The sequence below is a fragment of the Methylobacterium isbiliense genome, from assembly GCF_022179325.1.
Classification (GTDB): Bacteria; Pseudomonadota; Alphaproteobacteria; order Rhizobiales; family Beijerinckiaceae; genus Methylobacterium; species Methylobacterium isbiliense.
This window is the reverse complement of record NZ_BPQQ01000048.1, coordinates 1-25,150: the sequence shown is the minus strand read 5'-3', so window position 1 is coordinate 25,150 and position 25,150 is coordinate 1. Positions and strand designations below refer to the sequence as shown.

Here is a 25,150-nt window from a genome sequence, read left to right as displayed (position 1 = left end):
CCTTACCGGGCCAGCGCGACGGCCACCGCGCTCCCGTCCAGGAGGGTGAAGACCACGCCGGCGCCCCGCAGCGCGGTGAGCGCCGCCCGGCGGCTGCGCAGCGAGGCGGCGTCGCTCTCCTCCTCCATGCGGCGGACCGTGGAGAGCGAGAGGCCGCTCGCCTCGGCGAGATCCGTGAGCGTCCAGGCGAGGAGGGCGCGCGCCGCGCGGATCTCCCGTCCGCCGATGAGGCTCTCCGGTTCCATCCCGTGCTCACCCCCGTCCGCGGCGGGGCGGCGCACAAGCATCCCCGCCCATCCGCCGCTCCTTTCCTCCCCGGAGACGGGCGCGCCGTACTCGTAGAACCGGGCGGTCTCGCCGGCCGGCAGCCGCACGGTGAAGCTGTAGTGGTAGGGCCGGCGCGCCGCGATGGCGGCGGCGACCGGCGGCGGGAGGGTGGCGGTCGCCTCCCGCTCGCCGGGGCGCGCCCAGCCCTGGTCGATCGTGGCACGGGTCAACCCGGTGAGCGCCCGCCACGCCGGCAGATCCATCACCTCGCCGTGCAGCACCGCGAAGCCGAAGACGCCACCCGAGACGGCCAGCGCGTGCTCGCGGGCGGCATGGAAGCGGACGGCCCGCAGGGCATGCTCGCGGTCCGTCACGTCGAGCACCACGCCGACCGCCCCGCGCGGACGCCCGTCGCTGTGGTGCAGCACCTCGCCGCGGGATTCGACGATCCGGAGCGTGCCGTCCGGGCGGATGATGCGGAACCGGTGCTGACCGAGCGTGCCGGCGCGAACCCGGACGGGCGCATCGAGCCGGTCGCGATCCTCCGGATGCACGAGCCGCAAAAACCGGTCGTAATCGGGCGCGCCGTCCGGCTCGGGCAGGCCCAGGAGGTTGCGCAGGCCCGGCGACCAGATCTGGCGGTCCGCCCCGAACTCCCACGTCCAGTACCCGGCCAGACCAAATCCTTCGATGATCTGCAGAATGTCGAACTGCGCCGCCAACTTCCCCTGCATCCCGATCGATGCCCTTTCACCCGCTCGTCAGGTGATGCAAAGAACGGCGGCGTTCGCAGCGCTGCGTCGAACCTTCGCGATCTATAACCCAAGGTCATGATCGACGCAAATACCTGACAATAGGCTGGCCGGCGCCGTTCCCGCTCTGGTTTCGTTGCGTCAGCAACCACACGCGGGCGCGGGCGCTCGGAGTGCCCGGGTCTTCCGGCCGGTCCCTTCCGGTCCGAAGGTGCTGTGGGCTAAGGTCGACGGACGCCCCGGGCCTGAGCCCGAGACAGAATCTCGGGCGGGAGCCCGAGACAGAACCGCGAGCGCGCGGCGGCGCGCCGCGACAGGGAAGGACGAAACGCCATGCTCGGCCTGATGCAGGACTGGCCCCTCCTCATCCATCGTGTCATCGACTATGCCGGCATCCAGCATCCGGGCCGCCCGGTGATCTCCCGCTCGGTCGAGGGGCCGATGCACCGGACCACCTATGCGGAGATCCGCACGCGGGCCCTGCGCCTCGCCAAGCGGCTGGAGCGGGACGGCATCCGGCTCGGCGATCGCGTGGCGACGCTCGCCTGGAACACGTGGCGCCACCTCGAAGCGTGGTACGGCATCACCGGCCTCGGCGCGATCTACCACACGGTCAACCCGCGGCTGTTCGAGGAGCAGATCGCCTACATCATCAGGCACGCCGAGGACCGCATCCTGCTCCTCGACCTGAGCTTCGTGCCGCTCATGGAGCGGCTGGCGGACAAGCTGCCGTCGATCGAGCGCTACGTCATCCTCACCGACGCCGCCCACATGCCGCAGACCTCGCTGCGCAACGCGGTGGCCTACGAGGAGTACCTGGCGGAGGCCGATGCCGACTTCGCCTGGGCCTCGTTCGACGAGAACACCGCCGCCGGGCTCTGCTACACCTCGGGCACCACCGGCAACCCGAAGGGCGTGCTCTACTCGCACCGCTCGAACGTGCTGCACGCGATGGCCAACAACAGCCCGGACTATATCGGGCTGGCGAGCCGGGACGTGGCGATGCCGGTGGTGCCGCTGTTCCACGCCAACAGCTGGTCCTTCGCCTTCCTGGCGCCGATGGCCGGGGCGACCCTGGTGCTGCCGGGCGCCAAGCTCGACGGCGCCTCGGTGTACGACATCCTGGAGACGACCGGCGTGACGGTGACGGCGGCGGTGCCCACCGTCTGGCTCGGCCTGCTCCAGCACCTCGACGCCACGGGCTCGCGCCTCTCCACGCTCAAGCGCGTCATCATCGGCGGCTCGGCCTGCCCACGGGCGATGACCGAGCGCTTCGAGCGCGATTACGGCGTCACCGTCGCGCATGCCTGGGGCATGACCGAGATGAGCCCGATCGGCTCCTTCTGCTCGCTCAAGCCCGAGGTCGCGGGGCTCGAAGGCGAGGCCCGCCTCGACCTCAAGATGAAGCAGGGCTTCCCGCCCTTCGGGGTCGAGTTCCGCCTCACCGACGATGCCGACCGCGACCTGCCCTGGGACGGGGAGACCTTCGGGCGCCTCAAGGTGGCGGGGCCGGCGGTGGCCAAGGCCTATTTCCAGGACGACAGCCGCATCCTCGACGCGCGGGGCTTCTTCGACACCGGCGACATCGCGACCATCGACCCGAACGGCTACATGACGGTGACGGACCGCTCCAAGGACGTGATCAAGTCGGGCGGCGAGTGGATCTCCTCGATCGAGCTGGAGAACCTCGCCATCGGCCATCCCGACGTGGCCGAGGCGGCGGTGATCGGCATCGCGCACCCGAAATGGGACGAGCGCCCGCTCCTCGTGGTGGTGCCCAAGGCCGGGCGCACGCCCGACAAGGCCGACATCCTCGAGTTCATGCGCCCGCGCATCGCCAAGTGGTGGATGCCGGACGACGTGGTGCTGGTGACGGAGATCCCGCACACGGCCACCGGCAAGATCCAGAAGACCGCCCTGCGCGAGCGCTTCCGGGACTACCGGCTGCCCGGGGCGGCGTGAGGCGCGCCAGCGCGTCACCCACGCCTCCCGCAGACCGCGGACCCGCGCGGCGGCCGGCTACCCCCGAACGCCCGGGTGGGTTAAGGCGTCCGGGTCCGTCTCCCGCGCGGCCGCGCGGGGGCAGGGGAGAATGCAGCAGGACCGATGCGCCGCCTGATCGCCGAAGAGCCCGTCACCCGGGCGGCCCCGTGGTCCCTGCGCCTGGCGTGGTTCTCGGTGGCGGCGGTGGGCCTCGCGCTCCTGCTGGTGCGCGACCCCCGCGCCGAGACCGGGCCGGCGCTGGTGACGCTCGCCGCCGGCGTCGCGGTGGCGGTGCTGGCGGTGCTGCTCGCGGCCGGGGCCTTCGTGCGGATCTGGCAGGAGGGCGCGCGGGGCCTGCGCACCGCGGTCGGCGGCCTCCTCGTGGCGGCGCTCGTCCTGGCCTATCCGGGCTACATGGCGGCGCGCGGCGCGCTGCTGCCGAAGCTCACCGACGTGTCGACCGACATCGACAACCCGCCGGCCTTCTCGCGCTCGCGGGCCGCGGACGCCGCGCGGGGCGGGCGCCTGCCGCCGGAGGTGAGCCCGGCCGACCGGGCGCTGCAGCGGGAATCCTACCCGCAGGTCGCGCCGCTCACCCTCGACCTCGGCGCCGACGAGGCCTTCGGGCTCGCCCTCAAGGCCGCCCAGAACCGCCGCTGGCAGGTGATCGAGGCGCAGAAGCCCGGCGGCCGGATCGGCAACGGGCGCATCGAGGCGGTGGTGCGCTCGCGCCTGCTCGGCCTGCCCTACGACATCACCGTCCGCATCCGGCCGCGGGCGGACGGCGCCCGCATCGACGTGCGCGCCGCCTCCCGCTACGGCGACCGCGACTTCGGCCAGAACGCCGACCACGTCCGGTCCTACCTCGAGGAGCTGTCGAACCTCGCGCTCGCGGTGAAGTGACGGAGCCGGCGTCACACCGGATCTGCGGGGATCCCTGCCCCGGCGCCGGTCAATCCGGCCGGAACCCCTCGAACACCATCTGGTCCGCGTGCCGCCGCGCCCGCTCCGCCTGATCGGGCGTGCGCACCGTCCAGGTCATCACCGGGCGCCGCCCGAGCAGGCGGGCGAGGTAGGTCGCGGCGTTCGGCAGGTCGTCCACGCGCCAGGACAGGAAGTCGGGCCGGCTCTCGGCGAAGTGGAGCAGATGGGCGAGCGCGTGCCGCGCCTCGGAGGTCAGGCCCGCATAGGCGGGGTCGTCCTGGCGGCTCTCGGCGACGATGCCGCGGGGCAGGCCCGGCGCGAGGTCGGCGAGCGCCGCGACGATCGCCGGATCGAAGGACTTGAGCGCCACCGGGCCGGCATACGCCGCCACGACGGCAGCGGTCCGGCGCGCCAGCGCGAGGTCGCCGTCGTGGCGCGACTTCACCTCGACGACGAGGGGCGTGCGCCCGGCGATGACGCTCAGGAATTCGGGCAGGGTGGGCACCCGCTCGGGCGAGCCCGCTACCGCGAGCCGCCGAAGGTCGTCCGCCCTGCGCTCGCGCACGCGGCCGCTCTCGCCGGTGAGCCGCCCCAGGCCCTCGTCGTGGAAGACCATCGCCTCGCCGTCGGCGCTGAGCTGGACGTCGCACTCGATCGCGTAGCCGCGGGCGATCGCCGCCTCGGCCGCCCCGATCGTGTTCTCGGGCAGGCCGGCCGCGCGGTCGTGCAGGCCGCGATGGGCGATCGGGCGGGCGGTGAGCCAGCCGGGGGCGTTGGGGGCATCCATCGCGGGGCTCATCGCACCTCGAACATGCCCTCGACCTCCACCACCGCGTCGAGCGGCAGTTCGGCGACGCCCACCGTCGAGCGGGCGTGGCGGCCGCGCTCGCCCAGCACCGCCACCATCAGGTCGGAGGCGCCGTTCATGATCCCGGCCACGGCCGAGAAGCCGGGCGCGGTGTTGATGAAGCCGCCGAGCCGGATGCAGCTCACCACCGCGTCGTCGAGGTTGCCGACCGCGGCGCCGAGCTGGGCCAGCACGTTGAGGGCGCAGTAGCGGGCCGCCTCGGCCGCGACCTCCGGGGTGACCGTGCCGCCGACCTTGCCCTTGTGGCGCTCGTCGAGCTGCCCGTCCGGCCCGAAGCAGAGCTGGCCGGAGACCACCACGAGGTTGCCGGCCCGCTTGAACGGCACGTAGTTCGCGACCGGGCTGGCGGCCGGCGGCAGGACGTGGCCGAGTTCCCTGAGGCGGTCGAGCGTGGCGCTCATGCGCGGTCTCCTGTGCGGTTGCGTGCCCGGGTGTGGCCCAAGCCGGGCCGGCATGGCAACCCCGCCACAGGCAAGCGAGGAGGCGCCCGGCGCGCCCGCCCATCCCCTGCCGGCGGCCCCGAACGTTGACAGGCCGGCGGCCTTCCATAGTATTCGCGCGCGTGCCGCCCCTTAGAGGCGGCGCTTTCTTTTTGGCCGCCCTCTCGGGCGGCCGCGACGGAGACGGGATCGTGACGTCCGCCCTCTTGCCGACCTACGCCAGGGCCAAGGTGTCGTTCGAACGCGGGGAGGGCGCGTGGCTGGTTGCCCGAGACGGGTCGCGCTACCTCGATTTCGGCGCCGGCATCGCCGTCAACGGGCTGGGCCACGCCCATCCGCACCTCGTCGCGGCGCTTACCGAGCAGGCGCAGAAGGTCTGGCACGTCTCGAACCTGTTCGAGATCCCGGAGGGCGAGCGCTTCGGGCGGCGCCTCGTGGACGCCACCTTCGCGGACGTGGCGTTCTTCGCCAATTCCGGCGCGGAGGCGAACGAGGCCGCCATCAAGATGGCGCGCAAGTACCACGCGGCGGGCGGCCACCCGGAGCGGTTCCGCGTCATCACCTTCGAGGGCGCCTTCCACGGCCGGACGCTCGCCACCATCGCGGCGGGCGGGCAGCAGAAGTACATCGACGGCTTCGGCCCGAAGGTCGACGGCTTCGATCAGGTGCCCTACGGCGACCTCGACGCGCTCAAGGCCGCGATCACCCCCGAGACCGCCGCCCTGATGATCGAGCCGATCCAGGGCGAGGGCGGCGTGCGGGTGGTGGCGCCCGAGTGGCTGCGCACCCTGCGGCGGGTCGCCGACGAGCACGGCCTGCTCCTGATCCTCGACGAGGTCCAGAGCGGCGTCGGGCGCACCGGCAAGCTCTTCGCCTACGAGTGGTCGGGCATCACCCCCGACATCCTGTCGGCCGCCAAGGGCATCGGCGGCGGCTTCCCGCTCGGCGTCTGCCTCGCCACCGCCGAGGCCGCGCGCGGCATGACCGCGGGCAGCCACGGCACCACCTTCGGCGGCAACCCGCTGGCGATGGCGGTGGGCAACGCCGTGCTCGACGTCGTGCTGGCGCCGGGCTTCCTCGAGCGGGTGCGGGAGACCGGCCTCCTGCTCAAGCAGCGCCTCGCGGCCCTCAAGGACCGGCATCCGGGCGTGATCGGCGAGATCCGCGGCGAGGGCCTGATGATGGGCCTGCGCCTGGAGGTGCCCAACACCGAGTTCGCCGCCGCCGCCCGGGACGCGCACCTGATCGTGATTCCGGCGGGCGACAACGTGGTGCGGCTTCTGCCGCCGCTCATCGTCGGCGAGGCCGAGGTGGGTGAGGCGGTGAAGCGGCTGGAGGCCGCCGCCGCCACCTTCGAGACCGCCGCCCGGGGAGCCGCCGAGTGATGAACGCCCCCCTCAAGACCGGTCCCCGGCACTTCCTCGACCTCACCGACCTCTCGGGCGGGCAGCTGCGCACGGTGCTGGACGCCTGCGCGGAGATGAAGCGCCACCGCCGCAAGGGCGAGCCGCCGCCGAGCCGCCCGCTCGCCGGGCGGATGCTCGCGATGGTGTTCGACCGCCCCTCCACGCGCACCCGCGTCTCCTTCGACGTCGCCATGCGCGAACTCGGCGGCGAGACGCTGATGCTGACCGGCAAGGAGATGCAGCTCGGGCGCGGCGAGACCGTCGCGGACACCGCCCGGGTGCTCTCGCGCTACGTCGACGCGATCATGATCCGCATCCTCGACCACGGGATGATGCTCGAACTCGCCCGGCACGCCGAGGTCCCGGTGATCAACGGGCTCACCAAGCTCTCGCATCCCTGCCAGATCATGGCCGACGTGCTGACCTTCGAGGAGCATCGCGGCCCGATCAAGGGCCGCACGGTGGCGTGGTCGGGCGACGCCAACAACGTGCTGGCCTCCTGGGCGCATGCGGCCGCGCGCTTCGGCTTCCGCCTCAACGTCGCGGCCCCGCCGCAGCTCGGGGCGCGGCCGGACCTCGTCGCCTGGGCTAGGGCGGAGGGCGCGGACGTGCACGTCACCACCGACCCGTTCGAGGCGGTGGCTGGCGCCGACGCGGTCGTCACCGATTGCTGGGTCTCGATGGGCGACGAGGACGAGACCCACCGCCACAACCTGCTGATGCCCTACCAGGTGAACGCCAAGCTGATGGCGGCGGCGGCCAAGGACGCAATCTTCCTGCACTGCCTGCCCGCCCATCGCGGCGAGGAGGTCACCGCCGAGGTGATCGACGGGCCGCAATCGGTGGTGTTCGACGAGGCCGAGAACCGCCTGCATGCCCAGAAGGGCATCCTGGCGTGGTGCCTCGGCGCCGTGGAGGCGTGAAAAGCCGGCGCGCCCTCCCCATATCGGGAAGGCACGCCGGTCTCTCGACGCGGCGGTTCCCTCGCTCGCGACCGTTCATCCGGCTCGGCAGGATCGGCCCTGCGGGCTCAGACCCGCGAGGGCTCGGGAGCCGCGCCGCCGGGAGACCATGATTCCCGCTCGAGAGAGCCGGCCGGGACCGCCGCGTCCCCCGGCCCCGGAGAGGACATGAGCCCCGAGACCATCTCCTTCGACCTGTCCGCGGATGGCCGCGACGACGTCGTCCTGCCCTTCGCGGTCGAGGCCCTCGACGTCCGCGGGCGCGTCGTGCGGCTCGGCCCCGCCCTCGACCTGATCCTGCGCCGCCACGGCTATCCCGAGCCGGTCGCCCGCGCGCTCGGCGAGGCGGCGGCGCTCACCGTGCTGCTCGGGGCCTCGCTCAAGTTCGAGGGCCGCTTCCAGCTCCAGACCAAGACCGACGGCCCGGTCGACATGGTGGTGGTGGATTTCGAGGCGCCCGACCGCCTGCGCGCCACCGCCCGCTTCGATGCCGCGCGCGTCGCCGGCCTACGCAGCCCCGGCACCGCCGACCTCCTCGGCCAGGGCCACCTCGCCATGACCATCGACCAGGGCCCGGCCCAGAGCCGCTACCAGGGCGTCGTCGCCCTGGACGGCCAGGGCTTCGAGGAGGCGGCCCACCAGTATTTCCGCCAGTCCGAGCAGATCCCCACCAAGGTGCGCCTCGCGGTGGCCGAGCAGCTGGAGGAGGGCGAGCGCCGCTGGCGGGCCGGCGGCCTCCTGGTGCAGTTCCTGCCCCAGTCGCCCGAGCGCGCCCGGCTCGCCGACCTGCCCCCGGGCGACATCCCGGAGGGGCATGCGCGGCTCGACGAGGGCCAGGTGGCGGAGGACGATGCGTGGCTGGAGGCGAAGTCGCTCGTCGCCACCACCGAGGACCACGAGCTCGTCGATCCCACCGTGTCGAGCGAGCGCCTGCTCTACCGGCTCTTCCACGAGCGCGGCGTGCGGGTGTTCGAGGGGCAGGGGGTGCACGAGGCCTGCCGCTGCTCGCGCGAGCGGGTGATGGGCATGATCCGCCGCTTCTCCGACGACGACCGCCGCCACATGGTGGGCGAGGACGGCCGGATCGGCATCACCTGCGAGTTCTGCTCGCGCCACTACGACCTCGACCCGGCGGAGGTGGAGGCGGAACTGGCGGGCGGCGCGCGCCACTGAGGCGCGCGCCGACGGGCCGTCGCTTCCGGGAAACCGGGAGGAACTTTGGGGAAGATCGCTCCTTGTTAGGGCGATCGCCGCCGGACGGCGGCGCTTCCGTTCACTCCGGAGCCCTCGATGCCCCGCTTCTCCCTCGCCGCCGCGTTCGTCGTGGCGGGCGCCCTCTCGGCTCACGCCCAGACGAATCCGGGTCAGACGAACCCGAGCCAGATGAACCCGAGCCAGGAGACCGCCGCGCCGGCGCCGGTTCCCGCCGCCCCCGCGACCCTCGACAACAGCCTGCGGCCGACCTTCGTGGCCCAGCAGCCCGACGAGATGGTGACCTCCAAGCTCATCGGGCTCTCGATCCAGAACGGCGCCAACGAGACCATCGGCACGGTGGCCGACCTCGTGCTCGATCCGCAGTTCAGCGTGAAATCCTACGTGGTTGGCGTCGGCGGCTTCCTCGGCATCGGCACCAAGTACGTCTCGATCGCCCGCGAGGCGGTGACGATCACGCGGGTCGACGACAAGACCGTCAAGGCGGTGATCCAGACCGACCGGGACCAGCTGCGCGCCGCACCCGAATACATCTATCTCGGCCAGCCGCAGCCCGACCGGACCGGCAGCACGGCCAAACCGTGACCGGGAGGGCGGGCCGCCGCGGGTGAGGGCGGACCGTCAGATGCCGCCCGCGAGGTAGCCGCCGTCCACGGCCAGCACGGCCCCGGTGGTGAAGCTCGCCGCCGGGGACGCGAGGTAGAGCGCGGCGCCGACCAGCTCCTGCAGGTCGCCGAAGCGGCCGGCGGGGCTGCGGGCGAGCGCCGCGTCCTTGCGCGCCTGGGGCATCGTCTCGCGGTTGAGCTCCGTCATGAAGAAACCGGGCGAGATCGCGTTGACCCGCACGCCGTGGGCGGCCCATTCGGCGGCGAGCGAGGTGGTGAGCCCGACCACGCCGTGCTTGGCCACCGCGTACGGGCAGGCGCTCGGCCAGCCGCGATGCGCGGCGAGCGAGGCGACCGTGATGATGGCGCCGCTGCCGCGCGCCACCATCGCCCGGCCGAAGGCCTGGCAGGCGTGGAAGACGCTGGTGAGGTTCGTGGCGATCACCTGCGCGAACTCGTCGGGCGAGAAATCGAGCGCCGGCTTGATGATCGTCATGCCCTGGCAGGTCATCAGCACATCGAGGGGCCCGAGATCCGCCAGGACGCGGTCGGCGAGCGCCGCCACGGCGCCCGGCTCCGTCACGTCCGCCGCATAGGCCCGGGCCTCGGGACAGACGGGGCGCAACCGCTCCAGCGCCGCATCGAGCTTGGCCTGCCGCCGCGCCGCGATGGCGACGCGCGCGCCGGCCCGGGCGAAGCCGTGGGCGGCCGCCTCGCCGATGCCGCTCGATCCGCCGATCACCAGGACGGTGAGACCGTCGAGGGAGAGAGAGGGCGGGCCGACGCGGAGCATGGGCGAATCCCGAGAAACCGGACAAACTCCGGGCGAGGCTAACCCGGCCGCTCCGGCCACTCCACACCCCCGGTCCGCCGCCGTCCACCGATCGCGGACCCGGGAGCGTGCGCGAGGCCGTGCGGCACGGCACCCAAGGATCCGCTCCCGTCGCGCATCACAGGAGCGAGGCCGCGACCAGGGCTTCCGAGAGCGAGAGAGCGGAGAAGCGCATGCCCCCATCACCCCATCGCACCATCCTCGCCGCGGTGGTGCTGGCGATCATGGGGATCGCCGCCGGTTCCGCGCCAGCCGCCGAGACGACCCCACCCGCGAGCGAGGCCGATCCGGCGGCGGCCCGGACGCTGCTGGACGAGCGGCAGGCGAATGCGCGCCGTCAGCGCGACGGGCGCCCGTCCGTCTGGATGCTGGTGCCGGCCCGGTCGAAAGCCGGTCCGGCCGGGCCGGAGCCCTCGGCGGAGTGAGGCCCTCTCCGGGCTGCGAGGGCTCAGTCATCCTTCGGCGGGCGCCGCGTCGACCGCCGGGGCGAAGATGGCGATGGGCTCCTTGCGCCCGGCCAGGGGCTCCCGGCCGACCAGCCGCCACGCGGCACGGTCCGACGAGCCCTCGACCGCCGCCCCGGAGGCCAGGATCATCCCGCCGTAGCGCTTCGTCGCCTGTTCGAGCCGCGAGGCGACGTTCACCGCATCGCCCAGCACCGTGAACTCCATCCGCTCGTCGTCGCCGACGATGCCGCAGAACACCTCGCCGGCATGGATGCCGACCCCGATCCGCACGGCCTGCGGCAGTTCGCGCGTGGCGTTCCAGGCCTCGACGATGCCGACGAGATCGTGCGCGAAGGCGAGCGCGCGGGCGGCATCGTCGCCGCCCTCGTCCGGCACGCCGAACAGGACCAGCGCGCCGTCGCCGATGAACTTGTCGACGAAGCCGCGGTGCCGGCGCACGCAGGCGAGGATCCGGGTGCGGAAGGCGGTGAAGAACTGCGACAGGCGCTCGGGATCCATGCCCTCGGCCATGCCGGTCGAGTCGCGGATGTCGACGAAGACGATGACGGCCCGCTGGCGGCGCCCGCGGCGCAGCGCGGCGTCGCCCGACGCCACCCGGGGGGCGATCTCGGCCGGGAGAAACCGCGCGAGGCTGGCGCGCCCGACCGCATCCTTGACCGCGGAGGCCAGCAGGCGGCGCGAGCGGACGATGCCGAAGGCCGTGGCCGCCCCGGCCAGGAGGACCATCTCCAGCCGCAGCACGTTGATCGGCATCGAGAAGAGCTGGCGCCACGGCCCTCCTTCCGCGGCGGCGGGATCCAGGACCAGGCGATGGTCGAGGCCGATGGCGATGCCGACGAGGCCGAGCGCCAGCAGGGCGATCGCCGTGAGCTGAACCACGACGTCGTAGCGCAGGGCGCCGACCGCGAGCACGAGGGGCGCCGCCCAGACGATCGGGGCCGAAGGCAGGGCATTGCCGGGCAGTCCGCGCTCGACGAGGGCGAGCCACGCGATGACGAGCACGAGCCCGACATCCAGCACCATGAAGAGGTAGGCGAAGCCGTGCCGCCAGCGCTGCGGCTCCGCCACCGCGATGCTGGCGGCGCCGACGGCCAGGAATCCGAGAGACGCGATCCAGGCATTGCGCTCGAACAGGTCGAGCGACACGCCCGTCAGCCGGTGCAGGACGCGATCGGCCACGATCACCGTCACGAAGACGCCGAGCCCGATCGCCACGCGCAGCCACCCGATCAGCCGCTCCGCCGCGACCTCATGGCGGCGCATGAGCGAGGCGACGAGGTCGCCCTCCAGCGGGCGGGCCGGGATGCTGATGAAGGGCTGTGCGTCCCGGGGCGGACCCTTCGCGCGCAGAACGTCCCGCACGACGGCCTCCTCCTTCCTCGGCCCGGCACAGGGCACGCCGCTGCCGGATTACAGCATGGCCGCACCGGCGCGGCCAGGAGCACGAGAAAATTTTCCGACGAAGCGGATGCCGGTTCGTCGCAGACAATCCGTCAAAAGCGAAGACCTGAAGAAGGAGTGCAACGCGATTTGTTCTTGCTCTAGCCCAGCTCGAAGCTGGTGATCCCGTAGATCGCCGCGAGGGGCAGGTCGGGCCGCCCGCCGCGATACATCCGCGCCGTCTCGAACACCGGCGAGAGACCGTAGGACGAGGCCATCCGCACAGCGGACGCATTCGGCTCGGGCACGTCGAGGAAGACGGGCGCGCCGCCGGCCCTGGCGGCGAGCGCCCGGAACAGCGCGCCGGCCTCGCGCGCGCCGTCGGCGAAGAGCGGACCGATCTTGTGGCCGGTCCGGCAGGCCCGGATGACGCCGTAGCCCTTCACGGCCCCGTCCTCGACGTAGGCGAGGGCGGCACGCGCATCGGGTTGGAGCCAGCAGCGCAGGAAGGCCTCGCGCGGCGCGGGAAAGAACGGCCGGTCATAGGCCAGAACGGCGTCGAGGAGGTCTGGGCCCACCGCCGTCAGACGCGGGTCGGCGGGGGCCTCGACCTGCGGGCTTCCCCCGTAGCGCACATTGCGATGGGCCGGCACGAACCCGGATCGGGCGTAATTGTCCTGCTGGGCCACGACGCCGTCGAGGCCGACCACGCACCCCGTCAGGTGGTCCAGGCCGGCCTGCCAGAGACGGCGGCCGAACCCGCGGCCGCGCCGATCCGGCCGCACGATGTAGAAGCCGAGGAACCCGAAGCTGGCGGCATAGCGCACCACCGAGATCGAGGCGACCGGCTCGCCGCCGAGGCAGCCGACCAGGAAACCCGCCGGGTCGCTGGCCTGGAAGCAGGCCGCATCGCTGAGGCCGGGGTTCCAGCCCTCCGCCGCGGCCCACCCGATCGCGAGGTGCAGGTCACGGTCCGTCATGACGCGGACCGTCAGCTCGGCGGAGGCACCGGATGGCATGGGCGACCTCTCCGTCTCCTTCGATCCGGCCGGAGGATAAGCCGGTGATCGCGCGAGGCAAGGACGCGGTGGCCTTGGACGCCGTGGCCTTGGACGCCGGACGATGGCTAGAAGGGAAGCGCCGGACGGCCCCGACCGCGCGACGCGCGGCCGTCGGCGCAGAACCGGAGCGAGGCGATGACGGAGCGGGTTCGGCACTCCTTCGCGGTACAGGCGGGCCATTGCGAGCGGCTCGGCTCGCCCTTCACGGCCATGCTGCTGCGCCTCGTCGCCGCGCGGCTGACCGGGGACACGGCGCTCGGGCGCCGGATCCTCGGCTGGCCCGGCGATCCGGAGGCGGACGCCCTGCCGCTGCGCCTCGCGGGCGGCCTGCACGCCCTCGTGCGCCGCGGCCGGCTGCCCGACCTCGCCGCCCTCTACCCGCCGGCCGCGCCCGACCCGGCGGCCCTGTGGGAGGCGCTCGCGCGCGCCTTCGCGACGGCCGCCGACCTCGATCCCTGGCTCGATTCGGCGCCGCAGACCAATGAGGTCGCGCGCTCGGGTGTGCTGATGCCGGGGTTGATGGCGGTGGCGGCGATGACCGGATCGAAGCCGATCGTGCTGTGGGAGATCGGGGCGAGCGCGGGCCTCAACCTCGTCCTCGATGCCTACGCGTACGAGCTCGGCGGCAGGGCCGCCGGCCGGCCCGGTGCGGGGCTGCACCTCGCGCCCGACTGGACCGGCCCCCCGCCGCCGGAGGCGTCGGTGCGGATCGCCGCACGCCGGGGCGTCGACCTCAACCCGCTCGACGTGACCGACGCGCAGCATCGCGAGCGCCTGACCGCCTATGTCTGGCCCGACCAGCGCGCCCGGCTCGCCCGGCTCGAAGCCGCCCTGGCGCTCGCCGCCGCCGATCCGCCGCCCCTCGATCGCGGTGACGCCGTGGCGTGGCTCGCCGAGCGCCTCGCCGCGCCGCCGCAGGCGGGCCAAGCCCGGGTGGTGCAGCACTCGATCGCGCTGCAGTACCTGCCGGTCCAGGGGCGGGCGCAGGTGGCGGCTCTCCTGAGCGAGGCGGGAGCCCGCGCGACGGCCGACACCCCGCTCGCGTGGCTCGCCTACGAGTTCGAGGGCGGTCCCGCCGGCTTACGCCTCACGCTGTGGCCGGGCGGGCGGACGCACCGGCTCGCCACCGCCCATCCGCACGGCCAATGGGTGCGGTGGGAGGGCCTGCCGGGATCCCGGTGAGGCGCAAGCCGCACAATGAAAACCCGCCCGTGCGGAGCAGGGCGGGGCGAGACCGGGCGGAGGATGCGGCGCGGGCGGGATCAGGCGGCGTTGCGGCGCGCGACCTGCGCGTTGTCGTTGAGGGCCACGAACATGCCGGCCACGGCGTTGTTCTCGGCCGACGCCTCGAGGCCCAGGCGGTCGGTGAGGAGGGCGAGAGCCGGACCGACGGCGACGGCAGCGAGACCGGCGAGGAAGAGAGCGATCGTCATGGTGGGCATCCCGTGGTGTGTGCGATTGCGATGAGCCGTATATCGCACCGCACCACGCTTCTTGGTATACCACATTCCACAAGCCCGTCATGCAATCGGCGCATGGATCGAGAGTGCGTGATTGGCTCGCCCCCTGCAAGATACTGCATCAACGGGCCCTTCAGACGCGGCTGACACGCATGGCCGGCGCCCGTGCCGCAGGTGAAGCTTTGCGGCCGAACAGCCGCCGTCGCGGCCGGGACGCGGCCCGAGATGCTGCAGTGCACGCGGCATCCCGGGCCGTACCGGACCCCGCCGCCAGCGCCATTTCGGATCACGACGCGGCCGGCCGCGGCCGGCCGACCCGTTCAGGCGTCAGGGTCACCGCAGCCGGCACGGGCCTGATGAGCGGTCGCATGCCGACGCTCTCATGTGGCGCTCGACTTGGCGTAGACTGGTCGGCGAGCGCAACGGATGGGCCGTTCACTCACCGCATGGGGTCGCAGATGATCCGGATGAGGCGGCGATCCTTCGTGTCCGGCTTGGCCGGTGCGGTTGCGATCGGTCCGCTCGCTTCCGAGGCTCAGCAGCCGGCGCTGCCGATCATCGGCTTCCTCAGCAGCCGATCGCCCGGTGCGGACGCCAGCCTGATCGGCTCGTTCAAGCGGGGCTTGGCCACGGCGGGCTTCAGCGACGGCGGGAACGTCGTCATCGATTATCGCTGGGCGAACGGAGACTACACCCTGCTGCACAGCCTGGCGGTTGATCTCGTCCGCAAGCCGGTGTCGGTTCTGGTCGCCACCGGCGGAACGCCGGCGGCCCAGGCGGCGAAGGCCGCGACCTCGACGGTGCCGATCGTGTTCACGACCGCGGACGATCCGGTGAAGGTCGGGCTCGTCGCCAGCCTTCAGCGGCCGGGCGGCAACCTGACCGGCATCACCGCCTCGTTCGTCGAGACCGCATCGAAGCGCCTGGAACTGCTCCAGGACCTTCTGCCGAAAGCCTCCCGCATCGGGCTTCTCGTCAATCCTCTCAATCCCGCCACCATTCGGGAGGCCGCCGGCATCCAGGAGGCGGCGCAAAAGACCGGACAACAGGTCCACATCCTCAATGCCAGCGACTCCCGAGAGATCGGCGAGATCTACGCCGGCCTCAAGCGGAAGGACATCGATGCGGTCATCGTCGCGCCTGATCCATACTTTTTCCTGCAGGCTCCCCATCTGGTCGGATTGGAGCACGAGCATTCCAGCCCGACATTGTACTTCCGCCGCGAGTTCGTCGTCGCCGGCGGCCTTCTGTCGTACGGATCGGACTTCGCCGAGCATTTCCGGATCGTCGGCGTCTATGCCGGCCAGATTCTCAGGGGCGCGAAACCGGCCGGCATGCCCGTCCAGCAGCCCGCCACGTTCGAACTCGTGCTCAACCTCAGGACCGCCAGGGCGCTCGGGCTCGACATTCCGTCGACCTTCCTCGTGCGTGCCGACGAGATCATCGAGTAGCGGCCGGGTCCCGCAAGCCCCCGCGCCGACGCGGCGGGGAGATTCCGGCCGGCGGGGCTCTCAGCGCCCGTGCGCGTAGGCCCAGTAGAGGTCGCGCGCCTGCTGGTAGAACGGCCCCGGCTCCAGGGCGCGGCCGTCGATGGCGGTGACGGGCATCACCTTCGCGTAGTTGCCGGCGGAGAAGATCTCGTCGGCCGCCGCGAAATCCGCGTAGGTCAGGGTTGTCTCCAGCACCGCGACGCCCGCGTGGCGCAACAGGTCGATCACCCGCGCGCGGGTGACGCCGGCCAGGAACGTGCCGTTCGGGGCCGGGGTGCAGACCACGCCGTCGCGGGCCATGAAGACGTTGGCGTTGGCCAGTTCGGCGATGTTGCCGAGGGCGTCGCGCACGAGGCAGTTGCCGAAGCCGCGCTCCTGCGCCTCGGCCAGCGCCCGCGCGCCGTTGGGGTAAAGGCAGCCGGCCTTGGCCTCGACGGGCGCCGTCTCGGCGGTGGGCCGCCGGTAGGGCGAGAGCGTGATGGAGAGCCGGCCCGGCACCGGCATCGGCGCCTCGTAGAGGCAGAGGCACCAGTTGGTGGAGTCGGGGTCGAAGCGCACCCCGCCCGCATAGCCGCTCTCGGCCCAGTACATCGGCCGGATGTAGAGGGCGGCATCGGGGGCGAAGCGGCGCAGGCCCTCGTGCACGAGCTCGCGCCAGGTGGCAGCCTCGACCACGGCCTTGAGGCCGAGGGCCACGGCCGAGCGGTTCACCCGGGCGAGGTGGAGGTCGAGGTCGGGCGTCACGCCCTCGAAGGCCCGCGCCCCGTCGAACACGGTGGAGCCGAGCCACGCGCCGTGCGTGCGCGGCCCCATCATCCGCACGTTGCCCGGATGCCACGCACCCTCGAAGAAGGTCCAGGTCGACTCGCTCATCGCCGTCTCGCCCCTCTCGCCCCGGCCTCCCGTGCCGGTCTGGTCAGCCGCCGAGCGACATCGCGGGCGCGGCCGCACCGCGCCCGGTGAGGAGCCGCTTGGCGAAGGACGCCGCGCGCAGGGCCTGGCCGATCACCTTCGGCTGCACCCGGCGGCAGAACGCCACCTTCTTGACGTAGCTCTCCACGTGCCAGTTGGCCACCGACCCCTTGGGCAAGAACAGCACGTCGCCGGCCGCGAAGCGCCGCGGCGGGGTGCCGGCGTCGCCGATGACCGCCGATCCTTCGAGGAAGTAGATCGTCTCGTCGATGTCGTAGTGCCAGACGAACTCGCCCGCCGAGCAGTCCCACAGGATCGTGCTGGCGGTGCCGTCGGCACTGCGCGACAGCACGACGTTGCGGGCCTCCGGGTTGCCGACCCGCACCCAGTGCGGGTTGATCGGCGCCGCCTTGAGCGGGACGTCGGTGGGGCAGAAGACGATCGGCGGCAGGGACACGGCGGGAACTCCTCGACTGTACGAAACCGGATCCGTCCTCGTGTCAGCGGCCCATCCGGGCAACCGGGACGGTTCTCCCAAGACAGCCTCCCTATCAGGCACGGGTTGACGCAAGTTGAATCCGATGCCCGAAGGCGCGCGCATCTCATCAGGCTTTCGCAATCAATTTAAGGGCTGATGCAGCACGCGGTCCGGGATGTTCAGGGGCCGGATTGCTGACTTCCCGCTACGGACGCCCCATGCCGCTCGACCCGCAGGTCCGCCGCTACCTCCAGATGGCCGCGATCCTGGCGGAGGGACCGCCGACGCTGGAGAGCCGCCGGGCGGGCCTGGAGGGGCTCGGCCGCCTCACGGGACCGCCGGTGCCGGTGGCGGCGGTCGAGCCCCTGGCGCTCCCGGGAGCGGCCGGCCTGCTGCCGGCCCGGCTCTACCGGCCGCTCGGCCGGGCGGACGGGGCTTGCCTCCTCTACTTTCACGGCGGCGGCTTCGTCGGGGGCGGCCTCGCCGCACATGACGGCATCTATCGGGCGCTCGCCGCGGCGAGCGGCTGCACCGTGGTGGCGGCAACCTACCGGCTCGCGCCCGAGCACCCCTTCCCGGCGGCGGTGGAGGATGCGCGGGCCGCGCTCGCCTGGGTCGCCGGCGAGGCGGCCGCCCTCGGGCTGGCTCCCGGGCGCCTCGCAGTGGGGGGTGATTCCGCGGGCGCGAACCTCGCGGCGGGCCTGTGCCTGTGGGCGCGGGGGCGCCTCGCGGTGGCGGCGCAGCTCCTCCTCTGCCCGGTCCTCGACGCGGCGGGCGAGGGGGAATCCCACCGCACCCTCGCCACCGGCTACGGGCTCGACCGCGCCACCCTCGCGCGCGACATCGCGCATTACGCCGGGCGCGCCGACCCGGCCGATCCGCGCCTCTCGCCGCTGCGCGCGCCGTCCCTGGCGGGCCTGCCGCCGACCCTGATCCACACCGCCGCCTACGACATGGTGCGGGACGACGGCGCCGCCTTCGCGGCGCGGCTCGCGGCCGAGGGCGTGCCCGTGCGCCACACCTGCCATCCGGGCATGATCCACCACTTCTACGGCATGGGGGGTCTGATCCCGTACGCGCGCGAGGCGCTGCGGGGGATCGGGGCGGAGCTGCGGGAGGCGCTGGATGCGGCCCCCGCTACCCCTGCGCGGCCAGAGCCCGCGGCGCCCCCGGCCGCCTGAGGAAGTCGGGCACCGCCTCGCCGAACACCGCGTCGGCGGCGGCGCGGTCGTCGGTCGCCACGGCGTGGCGCAGGCGCGCGAGCCAGCGCTCCAGCTGCGCCCGGTCGGCGAAGACCGGCTTGGCCGCCATCACGCCGTCGATGCCCGCGAGGTTCACCATCGGCTCGTCGCGGGCAAACAGGATCTCGTTCAGGCGCTCGCCCGGGCGGGCGCCCGTGACGGCGATCTCGATATCCTCGCCCGGCTCGAAGCCGGCCAGCCGGATCATCCGCTCGGCGAGGTCGCGGATGCGCACCGGCTGGCCCATCTTGAGCACGTAGACGGCGGCGCGCTGGTCGCCCGCCGCGGGGTCGCGGCCCTCGCGGTCGGCATGCGCGGCGGCGGTGAGCACGAGGTCGCAGGCCTCGCGCACGGTCATGAAGTAGCGCACCATGTCGGGATGCGTGACCGTGACGGGGCCGCCCCGGGCGATCTGCGCCTTGAACACCGGCACCACCGAGCCGACCGAGCCCAGCACGTTGCCGAAGCGCACCGCCACGAGCCGCGCGGGGCCGCCCGCGGCGTCGAGGGCCTGGGCGTACATCTCGGCGAAGCGCTTGGTGACGCCGAGCTGCGAGACCGGCTCGATCGCCTTGTCGGTGGAGATCATCACCAGCGCGCGCGCCCCCGCCGCCAGCGCCGCATCCGCCACGTTCACCGAGCCGAAGACGTTGGTCTTGATGCCCTCCGCCCAGTCGCGTTCGAGGTAGGGCACCTGCTTGAGGGCCGCGGCGTGGAAGACCGCGTCGGGGCGGAAGTCGCGCAGGACCGCGAAGAGCCGCTCGCGGTCGCGGATGTCGGCCAGCACGCCCGTCACCTCCGCCTCGCTCTCGGCGAGCGCCGGCCGCGTCAGGATGCCGTGCAGCGCCGGCTCCGAATTCTCGATCACCAGCAGCGACGAGGCGCCGAAGGCGACCGCGCGGGCGCAGATCTCCGAGCCGATCGAGCCGCCCCCGCCCGTCACCACGACCCGCTGGCCGGTGAGGAAGCGTTCCAGCCGCGGCCGGTCGATGGCGACCGTAGGGCGCAGCAGCAGGTCCTCGATCTCCAGCGGCGCCAGCTCCGCGTCGCGCATGCCCTCGCCCAGCGTGGTGACGCGGGCGAGCGGCAGGCCGAGGCGGCGGGCGCGCGCGATCAGGTCGTCGGGATGGGATTCGGGCGCCAGCGCGCTCGGCGTGGCGACGAGGCGGCGCACCGGCACGCCGCGGGCGCCCAGATCCGCCACCGCCTGTTCGAGATCGGCGAATCCCCCGAGCACCGGCACGCCGCGCATGGTCTGGCCCTGCTCCTCGGCGCGCGGCGAGAGGATGCCCTCGGGCCTGAGCTTGCGGACCGTGCCGGACTCGATCGCGCGCAGCACCACCTCGATGTCGTGCCCGCGCCCGAGCAGCAGCGTCGGCGTGGTGGCGGTGCGGGCGAGGCTCTGGCGCGAGCGGCTGTACTTCAGGTAGCGGAAGGCGAGGCGCGGGCCGCCGAGCAGGAAGACCTGCAGCACGAAGTAGAGGCCGATCGCCACCTTGCCGAAGAAGTAGATGCCGAACAGGACCGGCGAGACCAGCACGTAGTCGATGACGAGCAGCGCCAGCGTCAGCACCGCGACCGCGCGCACGATGGAGGCGAGGTCCGGCAGCGAGGCGAAGCGCCACTTCGAGCGATAGAGGCCGAACCCGCCGTAGACCAGCCCGGCGAAGACCAGGAAGGGCGGCAGCAGCACCGGCAGGTGCGCCACCCGCTCGTCGAGCAGCGCGCCGTCGAAGCGGATCCGGAAGGTGAGGAGGACGGCGAGCGCCGTCGCCACGAGGTCGTGGGCGATGATCGCGGCGGTCTTGAGGGTGGGTCTGCGCATCGTGGAGCCGGCCCGGGGTATCGGCCGCGGCTCCGGTGGTGTCAACGCACCGGGTAGGGCGCCAGGGCCGGGCGGATCTTCTCCACGAGGCGGGCGAGGCGCAGCACGCCGCGATCGTCGAAGCGGTGGCCGACGATCTGGAGGCCGACCGGCAGCCCCTCCGGCGTGAAGCCGGCCGGGACCGAAACCGCCGGCTGCTCCGACATGTTGAAGGCCACCGTGTAGCCGATGTGCTCGAACGGGCGCCGCGGGTCGTTGGTCGGGGAGGGCAGCTCGGCCGGGAAGGCCGGCACCGGGGCGACCGGGCCGATCAGGAAGTCGAAGGGCCGCGTCGCGGCGAGCGCGGCGTCGCGCATCCGCGCCATCTGGCTCATCCCGGCGAAGACCGCGGCGCCGCTCAGGGACCGCGCCGTCTCGGCCCAGGCCCGGATGTAGGGCAGCACCGAAGCCTGCCGCTCCGGGGAGAGCGCGCCGATCTCCGACCACGCGCGCTGGCGCCAGAACGTGTCGAGCCCGTCGAGCATCTCGCGGGTGAGGATGGGCGCCACCGGTTCGATCACGGCGCCGGCGGCCGCGAGCCGGCGGGCCGCGTCCTCCACCACGTCGCGCACCGCGGGATCGAGCGGCAGGCCGACCCCCGCCTCCAGCATCAGCCCGAGCCGCAGGCCCTTCGGGTCGAGGCCGTCGAGGGCGAGCCAGTCGATCGCCTGCGGGGGCAGGGCGGTGCCGTCGCGCGCATCCGGCCGGCTGAGTTCGCGCATGGCGAGCGCCGCATCCGTCACCGTGCGGGTCATCGGCCCGGCGCAGCGCCCGTAATAGGGCGGATCGACCGGCACCCGGCCGTTGCTGGGCTTGAGCCCGACGATGCCGCACCAGCCGGCGGGCAGCCGCACCGAGCCGCCGATGTCGGTGCCGAGATGGAGCGGGCCGTAGCCCGCCGCCGCCGCGGCGCCCGCGCCCGCCGAGGAGCCGCCGGGCGTCCGCGACAGGTCCCAGGGGTTGCGCGCGAGCGGGTGGAAGCTGGAGAGGCCCGAGGAGAGCATGCCGTAATCCGGCATGGTGGTGCGCCCGAAGATGACGGCGCCCGCCTCGCGCAGGCGCGCCGCCGAGGGGGCGTCCGCCGCGGCCGGCGGGGCGTCGCGCCGCGCCGCCGTGCCGAGCGGCATCGGCACGCCCGCCGTGGCGATGTTCTCCTTCACGGTGGCCGGCACGCCGTCGAGGGGCAGCGCCTCGCCGCGCCGCCAGCGCGCCTCGGAGGCGCGGGCGGCGGCCCGGGCGCCGTCGGGATCCGGCGCGTAGAGGGCGCGGAGGGCCGGCTCGCGCGCGTCGGCCCGGGCGATCACCGCGTCGAGCACCTCGACGGGGGAGAGCGCCCCCTCGGCGTAGGCGCAGAGGAGGTCGGCGGCGCTGAGGTCGGCCGGGGACTCGGTCATCGCGCGTCCCTCTCAGCCGCCCTCGCGCGCCGGCTTGCCCGCGAGCGCCACGTAGAAGCCGAGCCCGTCCTGGGCCGGCAGCGTCTGGAGCCGGTCGACCCAGCCGCGGCGCTTGGCCTCCAGGAGCAGGCGGCCGACCGGCTGGAACAGCGTCTCGCCGCCGCCGGGCGCCGGGCCGTCGAGGCGCACCGCCACGGTCTTGCCCTTGGCGAAGCGGCTGCGCTCCAGCATGTCGGTGAGCGAGGCTTCCGCCTTGGGCCGGGCGGTGCCGCGCAGGTCGAGCACCGATTCGGCATCGGTGACGCCGAGGGTGCCGCGCAGCTTGTTGGCGTAGAACTCGTCGAAGTGGGGCAAGGGCGGACCTGGGGCTCAGAGAGGGATGCCGGCGTAGAGGGCGGCCACCGGCACGCTGCCGGCGAGGTCGGGCAGGGGGAGGGTGTCGTCGCGCCCGAGCGCCCGCACGCTCCAGTCGGGTCCGTTGCCCCGCTGCCAGACCTCCACCCGCGGCTCGTCCTGGTAGACGATCAGGAAGGCGCGCAGGGTCTGGAGCGACTGGTAGAAGGCGGCCTTGCGCCCGCGGTCGTTGTGCATGGTCGAGGGCGAGAGGACTTCCGCCACCAGGATCGGGTCGCGGGCGTAGCCGTCCGGCAGGAGCGGGCCGCAGCGGACCACGATGTCGGGGAACGGCGCATCATCGTCCACGAACTCGTTGCGCAGCCCGAGCCCCGGCAGGGCGCGGCAGCCGACCCGGTCGGCGAGTTCCGCGAGGTTGCGGCCGAGGTTCATCACGATCTGCTGGTGGCGCTCGCTCTGCGGCGCCATCAGGACCGGTTCTCCGTCGAGGAGTTCCCAGCGCTCGTCGTCCGGGCGGGCGCGGATCATGGCGAGGAAGTCGGCGAACCGCAGGCGCGGCTCGCGGCGCAGCGCGAGGGTCATCGCAGCTCCTGTCCGGTGCCGCGATGCTAGCACCGGGCGCGCGGGCGCGACAGTCCGCCGGGCCCCGCCCGGGCTGCACGAAGAGGAGGCATGGTGCCCACGGCGCGCACCGTGAGCGGCGGACGCGCCGCGCGCGTCCGCCCCGTGTCGTCGCGTCCGCATCGGCCCGGCCGCCGACGCGGCCGGACCGATGCGGCGGCGGCTCAGACGCGCACCAGCACGTTGCGGAACTGCCAGGGATCGCTGGTGTCGATGTCCTCGGGGAAGAGCCCCGGACGGTCGGCGAGCGGCGTCCAGTCGGTGTAGACCCCCACCACCGGGCCGAGATACGGCAGCTGGACCTCCAGGCAGCGGCGGAAATCGACCTCGTCCGCCTCGACGATGCCGGCCTCCGGGTTCTCCAGCGCCCAGACCATGCCGGCGAGCACCGCCGAGGTCACCTGAAGGCCGGTGGCGTTCTGGTAGGGCGCGATGCGGCGGGTCTCCTCGATGGAGAGCTGCGAGCCGTACCAGTAGGCGTTCTTGCCGTGGCCGTAGAGCAGCACGCCGAGTTCGTCGATGCCGTCGACGATCTCGTTCTCGTCGAGGATGTGGTGCTTCTCCTGCACGCGCCCGGCCTGCCCGAACATCTCGTGCAGCGACAGCACCGCCTCGTTGCAGGGGTGGTAGGCGTAGTGGCAGGTCGGCCGGTAGACCGCCTTGCCGCCCTCGCGCACCGAGTAGTAGTCGGCGATCGAGATCGCCTCGTTATGGGTGACGAGGAAGCCGAACTGCGCCTGGGCGGTCGGCGTCCACGAGCGCACGCGGGTGTCGGCGCCGGGCTGGAGCAGGTAGATCGCGGGCGCATCCCCCGGATGGGTGCGGGCGTTCTCCGGCATCCAGGTCTCGTGCGTGCCCCAGCCGAGCTCGGCCGGCTGGTTGCCCTCGGAGACGAAGCCCTCCACCGACCACGTGTTCACGAACACGCCCATCGGCTTCTCGGACTTGGCGCGCTGGGTGTCGCGCTCGGCGATGTGGATGCCCTTGACGCCGGCCTTGCGCATCAGCGCGGCCCACTCCTCGCGGGTCGTCGGCTCCGGGTCGGTCAGGCCGAGGTCGCCCGCCACGTTGAGGAGCGCCTGCTTGACGAACCACGACACCATGCCGGGATTGGCGCCGCAGCAGGACACCGCCGTGGTGCCGCCCGGGCTGCGGCGGCGGGCGTCGAGGATCTGCTCGCGCAGCGCGTAGTTGGTGCGGTCGCCCGGACCCGCGTTCTTGTCGAAGTAGAAGCCCGGCCACGGCTCGGCGACCGTGTCAATGTAGAGCGCCCCGATCTCGCGGCAGAGCTCCATGATGTGGCGCGAGGAGGTGTCCACCGACAGGTTGACGCAAAAGCCCTGGCCGCCGCCCTCGGTGAGGAGGGGGGTGAGCACCTCGCGGTAATTGTCGCGGGTGAGCGCCACCTGCTCGAAGCGCAGGCCGTGCCGGTCGGCCAGCGCCTTGTGGGCGTCCGAGGGCTCGATCACGGTGAACCGGGCCTTGTCGTAGGTGAAGTGGCGCTCGATCAGGGGCAGGGTGCCCCGGCCGATCGAACCGAAGCCGATCATCACGATGGGGCCGCTGATGTGGCCGTGGACGGGCCAGTCGGTCATGGCGGAAGCCTTCCAGTAGCGTTTCGGGTGCGCGTCGTTAGCCGATGTCGGTGACGGGCCGGCGACGGGCTGATTGGCCGCTCCGCCCCAGCGGGTCAACCCGGCGCCGAGGTAAAGAATCAGCAAAGATTCACCTGCCGCCGCCATGCCTTGGCCGCATGGCGCAGCTGCAGCCGCCGCGCTTGAGCGCGCCGCAACAACCTCCATATTGCATTGCAACACAGTCGGTGACGCAGAAGCCGACACCCGAAGGAAGAAACGCCCGCGCGCAGTTCTCACAGGAGATCATCATGCTCGCGGTTCTCAGCCACTCCCTCTCCAGCCTGTCGTCCGCGCCCTCCCGCGACGAGCCCGGCTTCCTCGCCCTCGTCGGGCGGATCGCCCAGGCCGTCCATGCCGAGCGCCAGCGCCGCCGGGACGCCCAGATCGCAGCCTTCATCGAGGCCCGCGGCGGGCGCATCACCGACGACCTCGAGCGGCAGATCGGCAACTACTTCTGCTGAGCCACGCCCGGCGCCCGGAGGCGGTGTCGCCCGCTCCCCGGGCCAGCCCCGATTTGCTCAACAGAAAAGCCGCCGCGGG

Annotated in this window: 25 protein-coding genes; 11 read left to right on the top strand and 14 right to left on the bottom strand. The window is 73.0% G+C overall.

From position 1 onward, the window contains the following. Nucleotides 1–2 precede the first annotated feature (2 nt). The gene (locus MFF61_RS20500) at nucleotides 3–1,001 is read right to left on the bottom strand and encodes a PAS domain-containing protein (protein ID WP_238237587.1); all 999 of its coding nucleotides are present in this window, start codon (nucleotides 999–1,001) and stop codon (nucleotides 3–5) included. A gap of 351 nt (nucleotides 1,002–1,352) precedes the next feature. On the opposite strand from MFF61_RS20500, the gene MFF61_RS20495 reads away from it, so the two are divergent. Further along, on the top strand, nucleotides 1,353–2,981 hold the full coding sequence (locus MFF61_RS20495) for a long-chain-fatty-acid--CoA ligase (RefSeq protein ID WP_238237583.1): 1,629 nt from the start codon (nucleotides 1,353–1,355) through the stop codon (nucleotides 2,979–2,981). Between the two features lie 144 nt (nucleotides 2,982–3,125). Further along, nucleotides 3,126–3,905, top strand: a complete 780-nt coding sequence (locus MFF61_RS20490) for a DUF1499 domain-containing protein (RefSeq protein ID WP_238237580.1) — start codon at nucleotides 3,126–3,128, stop codon at nucleotides 3,903–3,905. A gap of 49 nt (nucleotides 3,906–3,954) precedes the next feature. Here MFF61_RS20490 and MFF61_RS20485 read toward each other — a convergent pair whose 3' ends face one another. Continuing rightward, nucleotides 3,955–4,725 (bottom strand): glycerophosphodiester phosphodiesterase family protein, encoded by a 771-nt coding sequence (locus MFF61_RS20485; protein ID WP_373324774.1) that lies wholly within the window; start codon nucleotides 4,723–4,725, stop codon nucleotides 3,955–3,957. Continuing rightward, nucleotides 4,722–5,195, bottom strand: a complete 474-nt coding sequence (locus MFF61_RS20480) for a RidA family protein (protein WP_238237573.1) — start codon at nucleotides 5,193–5,195, stop codon at nucleotides 4,722–4,724. The genes MFF61_RS20485 and MFF61_RS20480 overlap by 4 nt, the downstream gene beginning before the upstream one ends. A 230-nt stretch (nucleotides 5,196–5,425) precedes the next feature. Here MFF61_RS20480 and MFF61_RS20475 point away from each other — a divergent pair, with 230 nt between their 5' ends. The 4 genes from MFF61_RS20475 (at nucleotide 5,426) to MFF61_RS20460 (ending at nucleotide 9,399) form a co-directional block, all read left to right on the top strand. Beyond that, on the top strand, nucleotides 5,426–6,619 hold the full coding sequence (locus tag MFF61_RS20475; RefSeq protein ID WP_238237571.1) for an aspartate aminotransferase family protein: 1,194 nt from the start codon (nucleotides 5,426–5,428) through the stop codon (nucleotides 6,617–6,619). Beyond that, the gene (argF, locus tag MFF61_RS20470) at nucleotides 6,619–7,563 is read left to right on the top strand and encodes an ornithine carbamoyltransferase (RefSeq protein ID WP_238237568.1); all 945 of its coding nucleotides are present in this window, start codon (nucleotides 6,619–6,621) and stop codon (nucleotides 7,561–7,563) included. The genes MFF61_RS20475 and argF overlap by 1 nt, the downstream gene beginning before the upstream one ends. Nucleotides 7,564–7,770: 207 nt before the next feature. Continuing rightward, complete coding sequence (locus MFF61_RS20465) at nucleotides 7,771–8,775, top strand: Hsp33 family molecular chaperone (RefSeq protein WP_238237567.1); 1,005 nt, start codon at nucleotides 7,771–7,773, stop codon at nucleotides 8,773–8,775. Nucleotides 8,776–8,892: 117 nt separating this feature from the next. Beyond that, nucleotides 8,893–9,399 (top strand): PRC-barrel domain-containing protein, encoded by a 507-nt coding sequence (locus tag MFF61_RS20460; protein ID WP_238237560.1) that lies wholly within the window; start codon nucleotides 8,893–8,895, stop codon nucleotides 9,397–9,399. Nucleotides 9,400–9,435: 36 nt separating this feature from the next. Here the strand turns inward: MFF61_RS20460 and MFF61_RS20455 are convergent, their stop codons facing one another. After that, nucleotides 9,436–10,212, bottom strand: coding sequence for an SDR family NAD(P)-dependent oxidoreductase (locus MFF61_RS20455; RefSeq protein WP_238237558.1), 777 nt, complete (start codon nucleotides 10,210–10,212; stop codon nucleotides 9,436–9,438). A 212-nt stretch (nucleotides 10,213–10,424) separates the two neighbouring features. On the opposite strand from MFF61_RS20455, the gene MFF61_RS20450 reads away from it, so the two are divergent. Next, nucleotides 10,425–10,676, top strand: a complete 252-nt coding sequence (locus MFF61_RS20450) for a hypothetical protein (RefSeq protein WP_238237552.1) — start codon at nucleotides 10,425–10,427, stop codon at nucleotides 10,674–10,676. Nucleotides 10,677–10,703: 27 nt separating this feature from the next. Here the strand turns inward: MFF61_RS20450 and MFF61_RS20445 are convergent, their stop codons facing one another. Further along, the gene (locus MFF61_RS20445; RefSeq protein ID WP_238237551.1) at nucleotides 10,704–12,080 is read right to left on the bottom strand and encodes an adenylate/guanylate cyclase domain-containing protein; all 1,377 of its coding nucleotides are present in this window, start codon (nucleotides 12,078–12,080) and stop codon (nucleotides 10,704–10,706) included. Between the two features lie 179 nt (nucleotides 12,081–12,259). Further along, on the bottom strand, nucleotides 12,260–13,117 hold the full coding sequence (locus MFF61_RS20440; RefSeq protein WP_238237550.1) for a GNAT family N-acetyltransferase: 858 nt from the start codon (nucleotides 13,115–13,117) through the stop codon (nucleotides 12,260–12,262). A gap of 177 nt (nucleotides 13,118–13,294) precedes the next feature. Between MFF61_RS20440 and MFF61_RS20435 the strand changes: the two genes are divergently transcribed. After that, nucleotides 13,295–14,341, top strand: coding sequence for a DUF2332 domain-containing protein (locus tag MFF61_RS20435; RefSeq protein WP_238237549.1), 1,047 nt, complete (start codon nucleotides 13,295–13,297; stop codon nucleotides 14,339–14,341). An 80-nt stretch (nucleotides 14,342–14,421) separates the two neighbouring features. On the opposite strand, the gene MFF61_RS20430 is transcribed toward MFF61_RS20435, so the two are convergent. Beyond that, on the bottom strand, nucleotides 14,422–14,592 hold the full coding sequence (locus tag MFF61_RS20430; RefSeq protein ID WP_238237541.1) for a hypothetical protein: 171 nt from the start codon (nucleotides 14,590–14,592) through the stop codon (nucleotides 14,422–14,424). A gap of 395 nt (nucleotides 14,593–14,987) precedes the next feature. Here MFF61_RS20430 and MFF61_RS20425 point away from each other — a divergent pair, with 395 nt between their 5' ends. Further along, nucleotides 14,988–16,070 carry an ABC transporter substrate-binding protein gene (locus MFF61_RS20425; RefSeq protein ID WP_238237539.1) on the top strand — a complete coding sequence of 361 codons (1,083 nt, stop codon included), beginning with the start codon at nucleotides 14,988–14,990 and terminating at the stop codon, nucleotides 16,068–16,070. 60 nt (nucleotides 16,071–16,130) lie between these two features. On the opposite strand, the gene MFF61_RS20420 is transcribed toward MFF61_RS20425, so the two are convergent. Then, nucleotides 16,131–16,982 (bottom strand): branched-chain amino acid aminotransferase, encoded by an 852-nt coding sequence (locus MFF61_RS20420; protein WP_238237536.1) that lies wholly within the window; start codon nucleotides 16,980–16,982, stop codon nucleotides 16,131–16,133. 43 nt (nucleotides 16,983–17,025) lie between these two features. Continuing rightward, nucleotides 17,026–17,478 carry a cupin domain-containing protein gene (locus MFF61_RS20415; protein ID WP_238237534.1) on the bottom strand — a complete coding sequence of 151 codons (453 nt, stop codon included), beginning with the start codon at nucleotides 17,476–17,478 and terminating at the stop codon, nucleotides 17,026–17,028. Between the two features lie 239 nt (nucleotides 17,479–17,717). On the opposite strand from MFF61_RS20415, the gene MFF61_RS20410 reads away from it, so the two are divergent. Further along, nucleotides 17,718–18,680: an alpha/beta hydrolase gene (locus MFF61_RS20410; RefSeq protein ID WP_238237529.1), complete on the top strand. Its 963-nt coding sequence runs from the start codon at nucleotides 17,718–17,720 to the stop codon at nucleotides 18,678–18,680. Here MFF61_RS20410 and MFF61_RS20405 read toward each other — a convergent pair. The 5 genes from MFF61_RS20405 to MFF61_RS20385 form a co-directional block, all read right to left on the bottom strand. Then, nucleotides 18,637–20,565, bottom strand: coding sequence for an SDR family NAD(P)-dependent oxidoreductase (locus MFF61_RS20405; protein WP_238237528.1), 1,929 nt, complete (start codon nucleotides 20,563–20,565; stop codon nucleotides 18,637–18,639). The two genes, MFF61_RS20410 and MFF61_RS20405, sit on opposite strands and share 44 nt — an antisense overlap. Before the next feature lie 41 nt (nucleotides 20,566–20,606). After that, complete coding sequence (locus tag MFF61_RS20400) at nucleotides 20,607–21,998, bottom strand: amidase (RefSeq protein ID WP_238237526.1); 1,392 nt, start codon at nucleotides 21,996–21,998, stop codon at nucleotides 20,607–20,609. Between the two features lie 12 nt (nucleotides 21,999–22,010). Further along, nucleotides 22,011–22,352 carry a hypothetical protein gene (locus MFF61_RS20395; protein ID WP_238237524.1) on the bottom strand — a complete coding sequence of 114 codons (342 nt, stop codon included), beginning with the start codon at nucleotides 22,350–22,352 and terminating at the stop codon, nucleotides 22,011–22,013. A gap of 15 nt (nucleotides 22,353–22,367) precedes the next feature. Next, on the bottom strand, nucleotides 22,368–22,934 hold the full coding sequence (locus MFF61_RS20390) for a Uma2 family endonuclease (RefSeq protein ID WP_238237522.1): 567 nt from the start codon (nucleotides 22,932–22,934) through the stop codon (nucleotides 22,368–22,370). A gap of 203 nt (nucleotides 22,935–23,137) precedes the next feature. Further along, a complete protein-coding gene (locus MFF61_RS20385) occupies nucleotides 23,138–24,568 on the bottom strand; it encodes a homospermidine synthase (protein WP_238237521.1) in 1,431 nt (476 codons plus the stop codon). A 290-nt stretch (nucleotides 24,569–24,858) separates the two neighbouring features. Between MFF61_RS20385 and MFF61_RS20380 the strand changes: the two genes are divergently transcribed. Next, nucleotides 24,859–25,071 carry a hypothetical protein gene (locus tag MFF61_RS20380; RefSeq protein WP_238237518.1) on the top strand — a complete coding sequence of 71 codons (213 nt, stop codon included), beginning with the start codon at nucleotides 24,859–24,861 and terminating at the stop codon, nucleotides 25,069–25,071. Nucleotides 25,072–25,150 lie beyond the last annotated feature (79 nt).

Excerpts from the sequence above, each read along its gene's own strand:
- MFF61_RS20400 (WP_238237526.1), bottom strand. The coding sequence starts at position 21,998 with ATGACCGAGTCCCCGGCCGACCTCAGCGCCGCCGACCTCCTCTGCGCC.
- MFF61_RS20385 (WP_238237521.1), bottom strand. The coding sequence starts at position 24,568 with ATGACCGACTGGCCCGTCCACGGCCACATCAGCGGCCCCATCGTGATG.
- MFF61_RS20440 (WP_238237550.1), bottom strand. The coding sequence starts at position 13,117 with ATGCCATCCGGTGCCTCCGCCGAGCTGACGGTCCGCGTCATGACGGAC.
- MFF61_RS20405 (WP_238237528.1), bottom strand. The coding sequence starts at position 20,565 with ATGCGCAGACCCACCCTCAAGACCGCCGCGATCATCGCCCACGACCTC.
- MFF61_RS20455 (WP_238237558.1), bottom strand. The coding sequence starts at position 10,212 with ATGCTCCGCGTCGGCCCGCCCTCTCTCTCCCTCGACGGTCTCACCGTC.
- MFF61_RS20380 (WP_238237518.1), top strand. The coding sequence starts at position 24,859 with ATGCTCGCGGTTCTCAGCCACTCCCTCTCCAGCCTGTCGTCCGCGCCC.
- MFF61_RS20480 (WP_238237573.1), bottom strand. The coding sequence starts at position 5,195 with ATGAGCGCCACGCTCGACCGCCTCAGGGAACTCGGCCACGTCCTGCCG.
- MFF61_RS20465 (WP_238237567.1), top strand. The coding sequence starts at position 7,771 with ATGAGCCCCGAGACCATCTCCTTCGACCTGTCCGCGGATGGCCGCGAC.
- MFF61_RS20450 (WP_238237552.1), top strand. The coding sequence starts at position 10,425 with ATGCCCCCATCACCCCATCGCACCATCCTCGCCGCGGTGGTGCTGGCG.
- MFF61_RS20430 (WP_238237541.1), bottom strand. The coding sequence starts at position 14,592 with ATGACGATCGCTCTCTTCCTCGCCGGTCTCGCTGCCGTCGCCGTCGGT.
- MFF61_RS20420 (WP_238237536.1), bottom strand. The coding sequence starts at position 16,982 with ATGAGCGAGTCGACCTGGACCTTCTTCGAGGGTGCGTGGCATCCGGGC.
- MFF61_RS20490 (WP_238237580.1), top strand. The coding sequence starts at position 3,126 with ATGCGCCGCCTGATCGCCGAAGAGCCCGTCACCCGGGCGGCCCCGTGG.
- MFF61_RS20495 (WP_238237583.1), top strand. The coding sequence starts at position 1,353 with ATGCTCGGCCTGATGCAGGACTGGCCCCTCCTCATCCATCGTGTCATC.
- argF (WP_238237568.1), top strand. The coding sequence starts at position 6,619 with ATGAACGCCCCCCTCAAGACCGGTCCCCGGCACTTCCTCGACCTCACC.
- MFF61_RS20390 (WP_238237522.1), bottom strand. The coding sequence starts at position 22,934 with ATGACCCTCGCGCTGCGCCGCGAGCCGCGCCTGCGGTTCGCCGACTTC.
- MFF61_RS20410 (WP_238237529.1), top strand. The coding sequence starts at position 17,718 with ATGCCGCTCGACCCGCAGGTCCGCCGCTACCTCCAGATGGCCGCGATC.
- MFF61_RS20485 (WP_373324774.1), bottom strand. The coding sequence starts at position 4,725 with ATGAGCCCCGCGATGGATGCCCCCAACGCCCCCGGCTGGCTCACCGCC.
- MFF61_RS20425 (WP_238237539.1), top strand. The coding sequence starts at position 14,988 with ATGCCGACGCTCTCATGTGGCGCTCGACTTGGCGTAGACTGGTCGGCG.
- MFF61_RS20435 (WP_238237549.1), top strand. The coding sequence starts at position 13,295 with ATGACGGAGCGGGTTCGGCACTCCTTCGCGGTACAGGCGGGCCATTGC.
- MFF61_RS20460 (WP_238237560.1), top strand. The coding sequence starts at position 8,893 with ATGCCCCGCTTCTCCCTCGCCGCCGCGTTCGTCGTGGCGGGCGCCCTC.
- MFF61_RS20500 (WP_238237587.1), bottom strand. The coding sequence starts at position 1,001 with ATGCAGGGGAAGTTGGCGGCGCAGTTCGACATTCTGCAGATCATCGAA.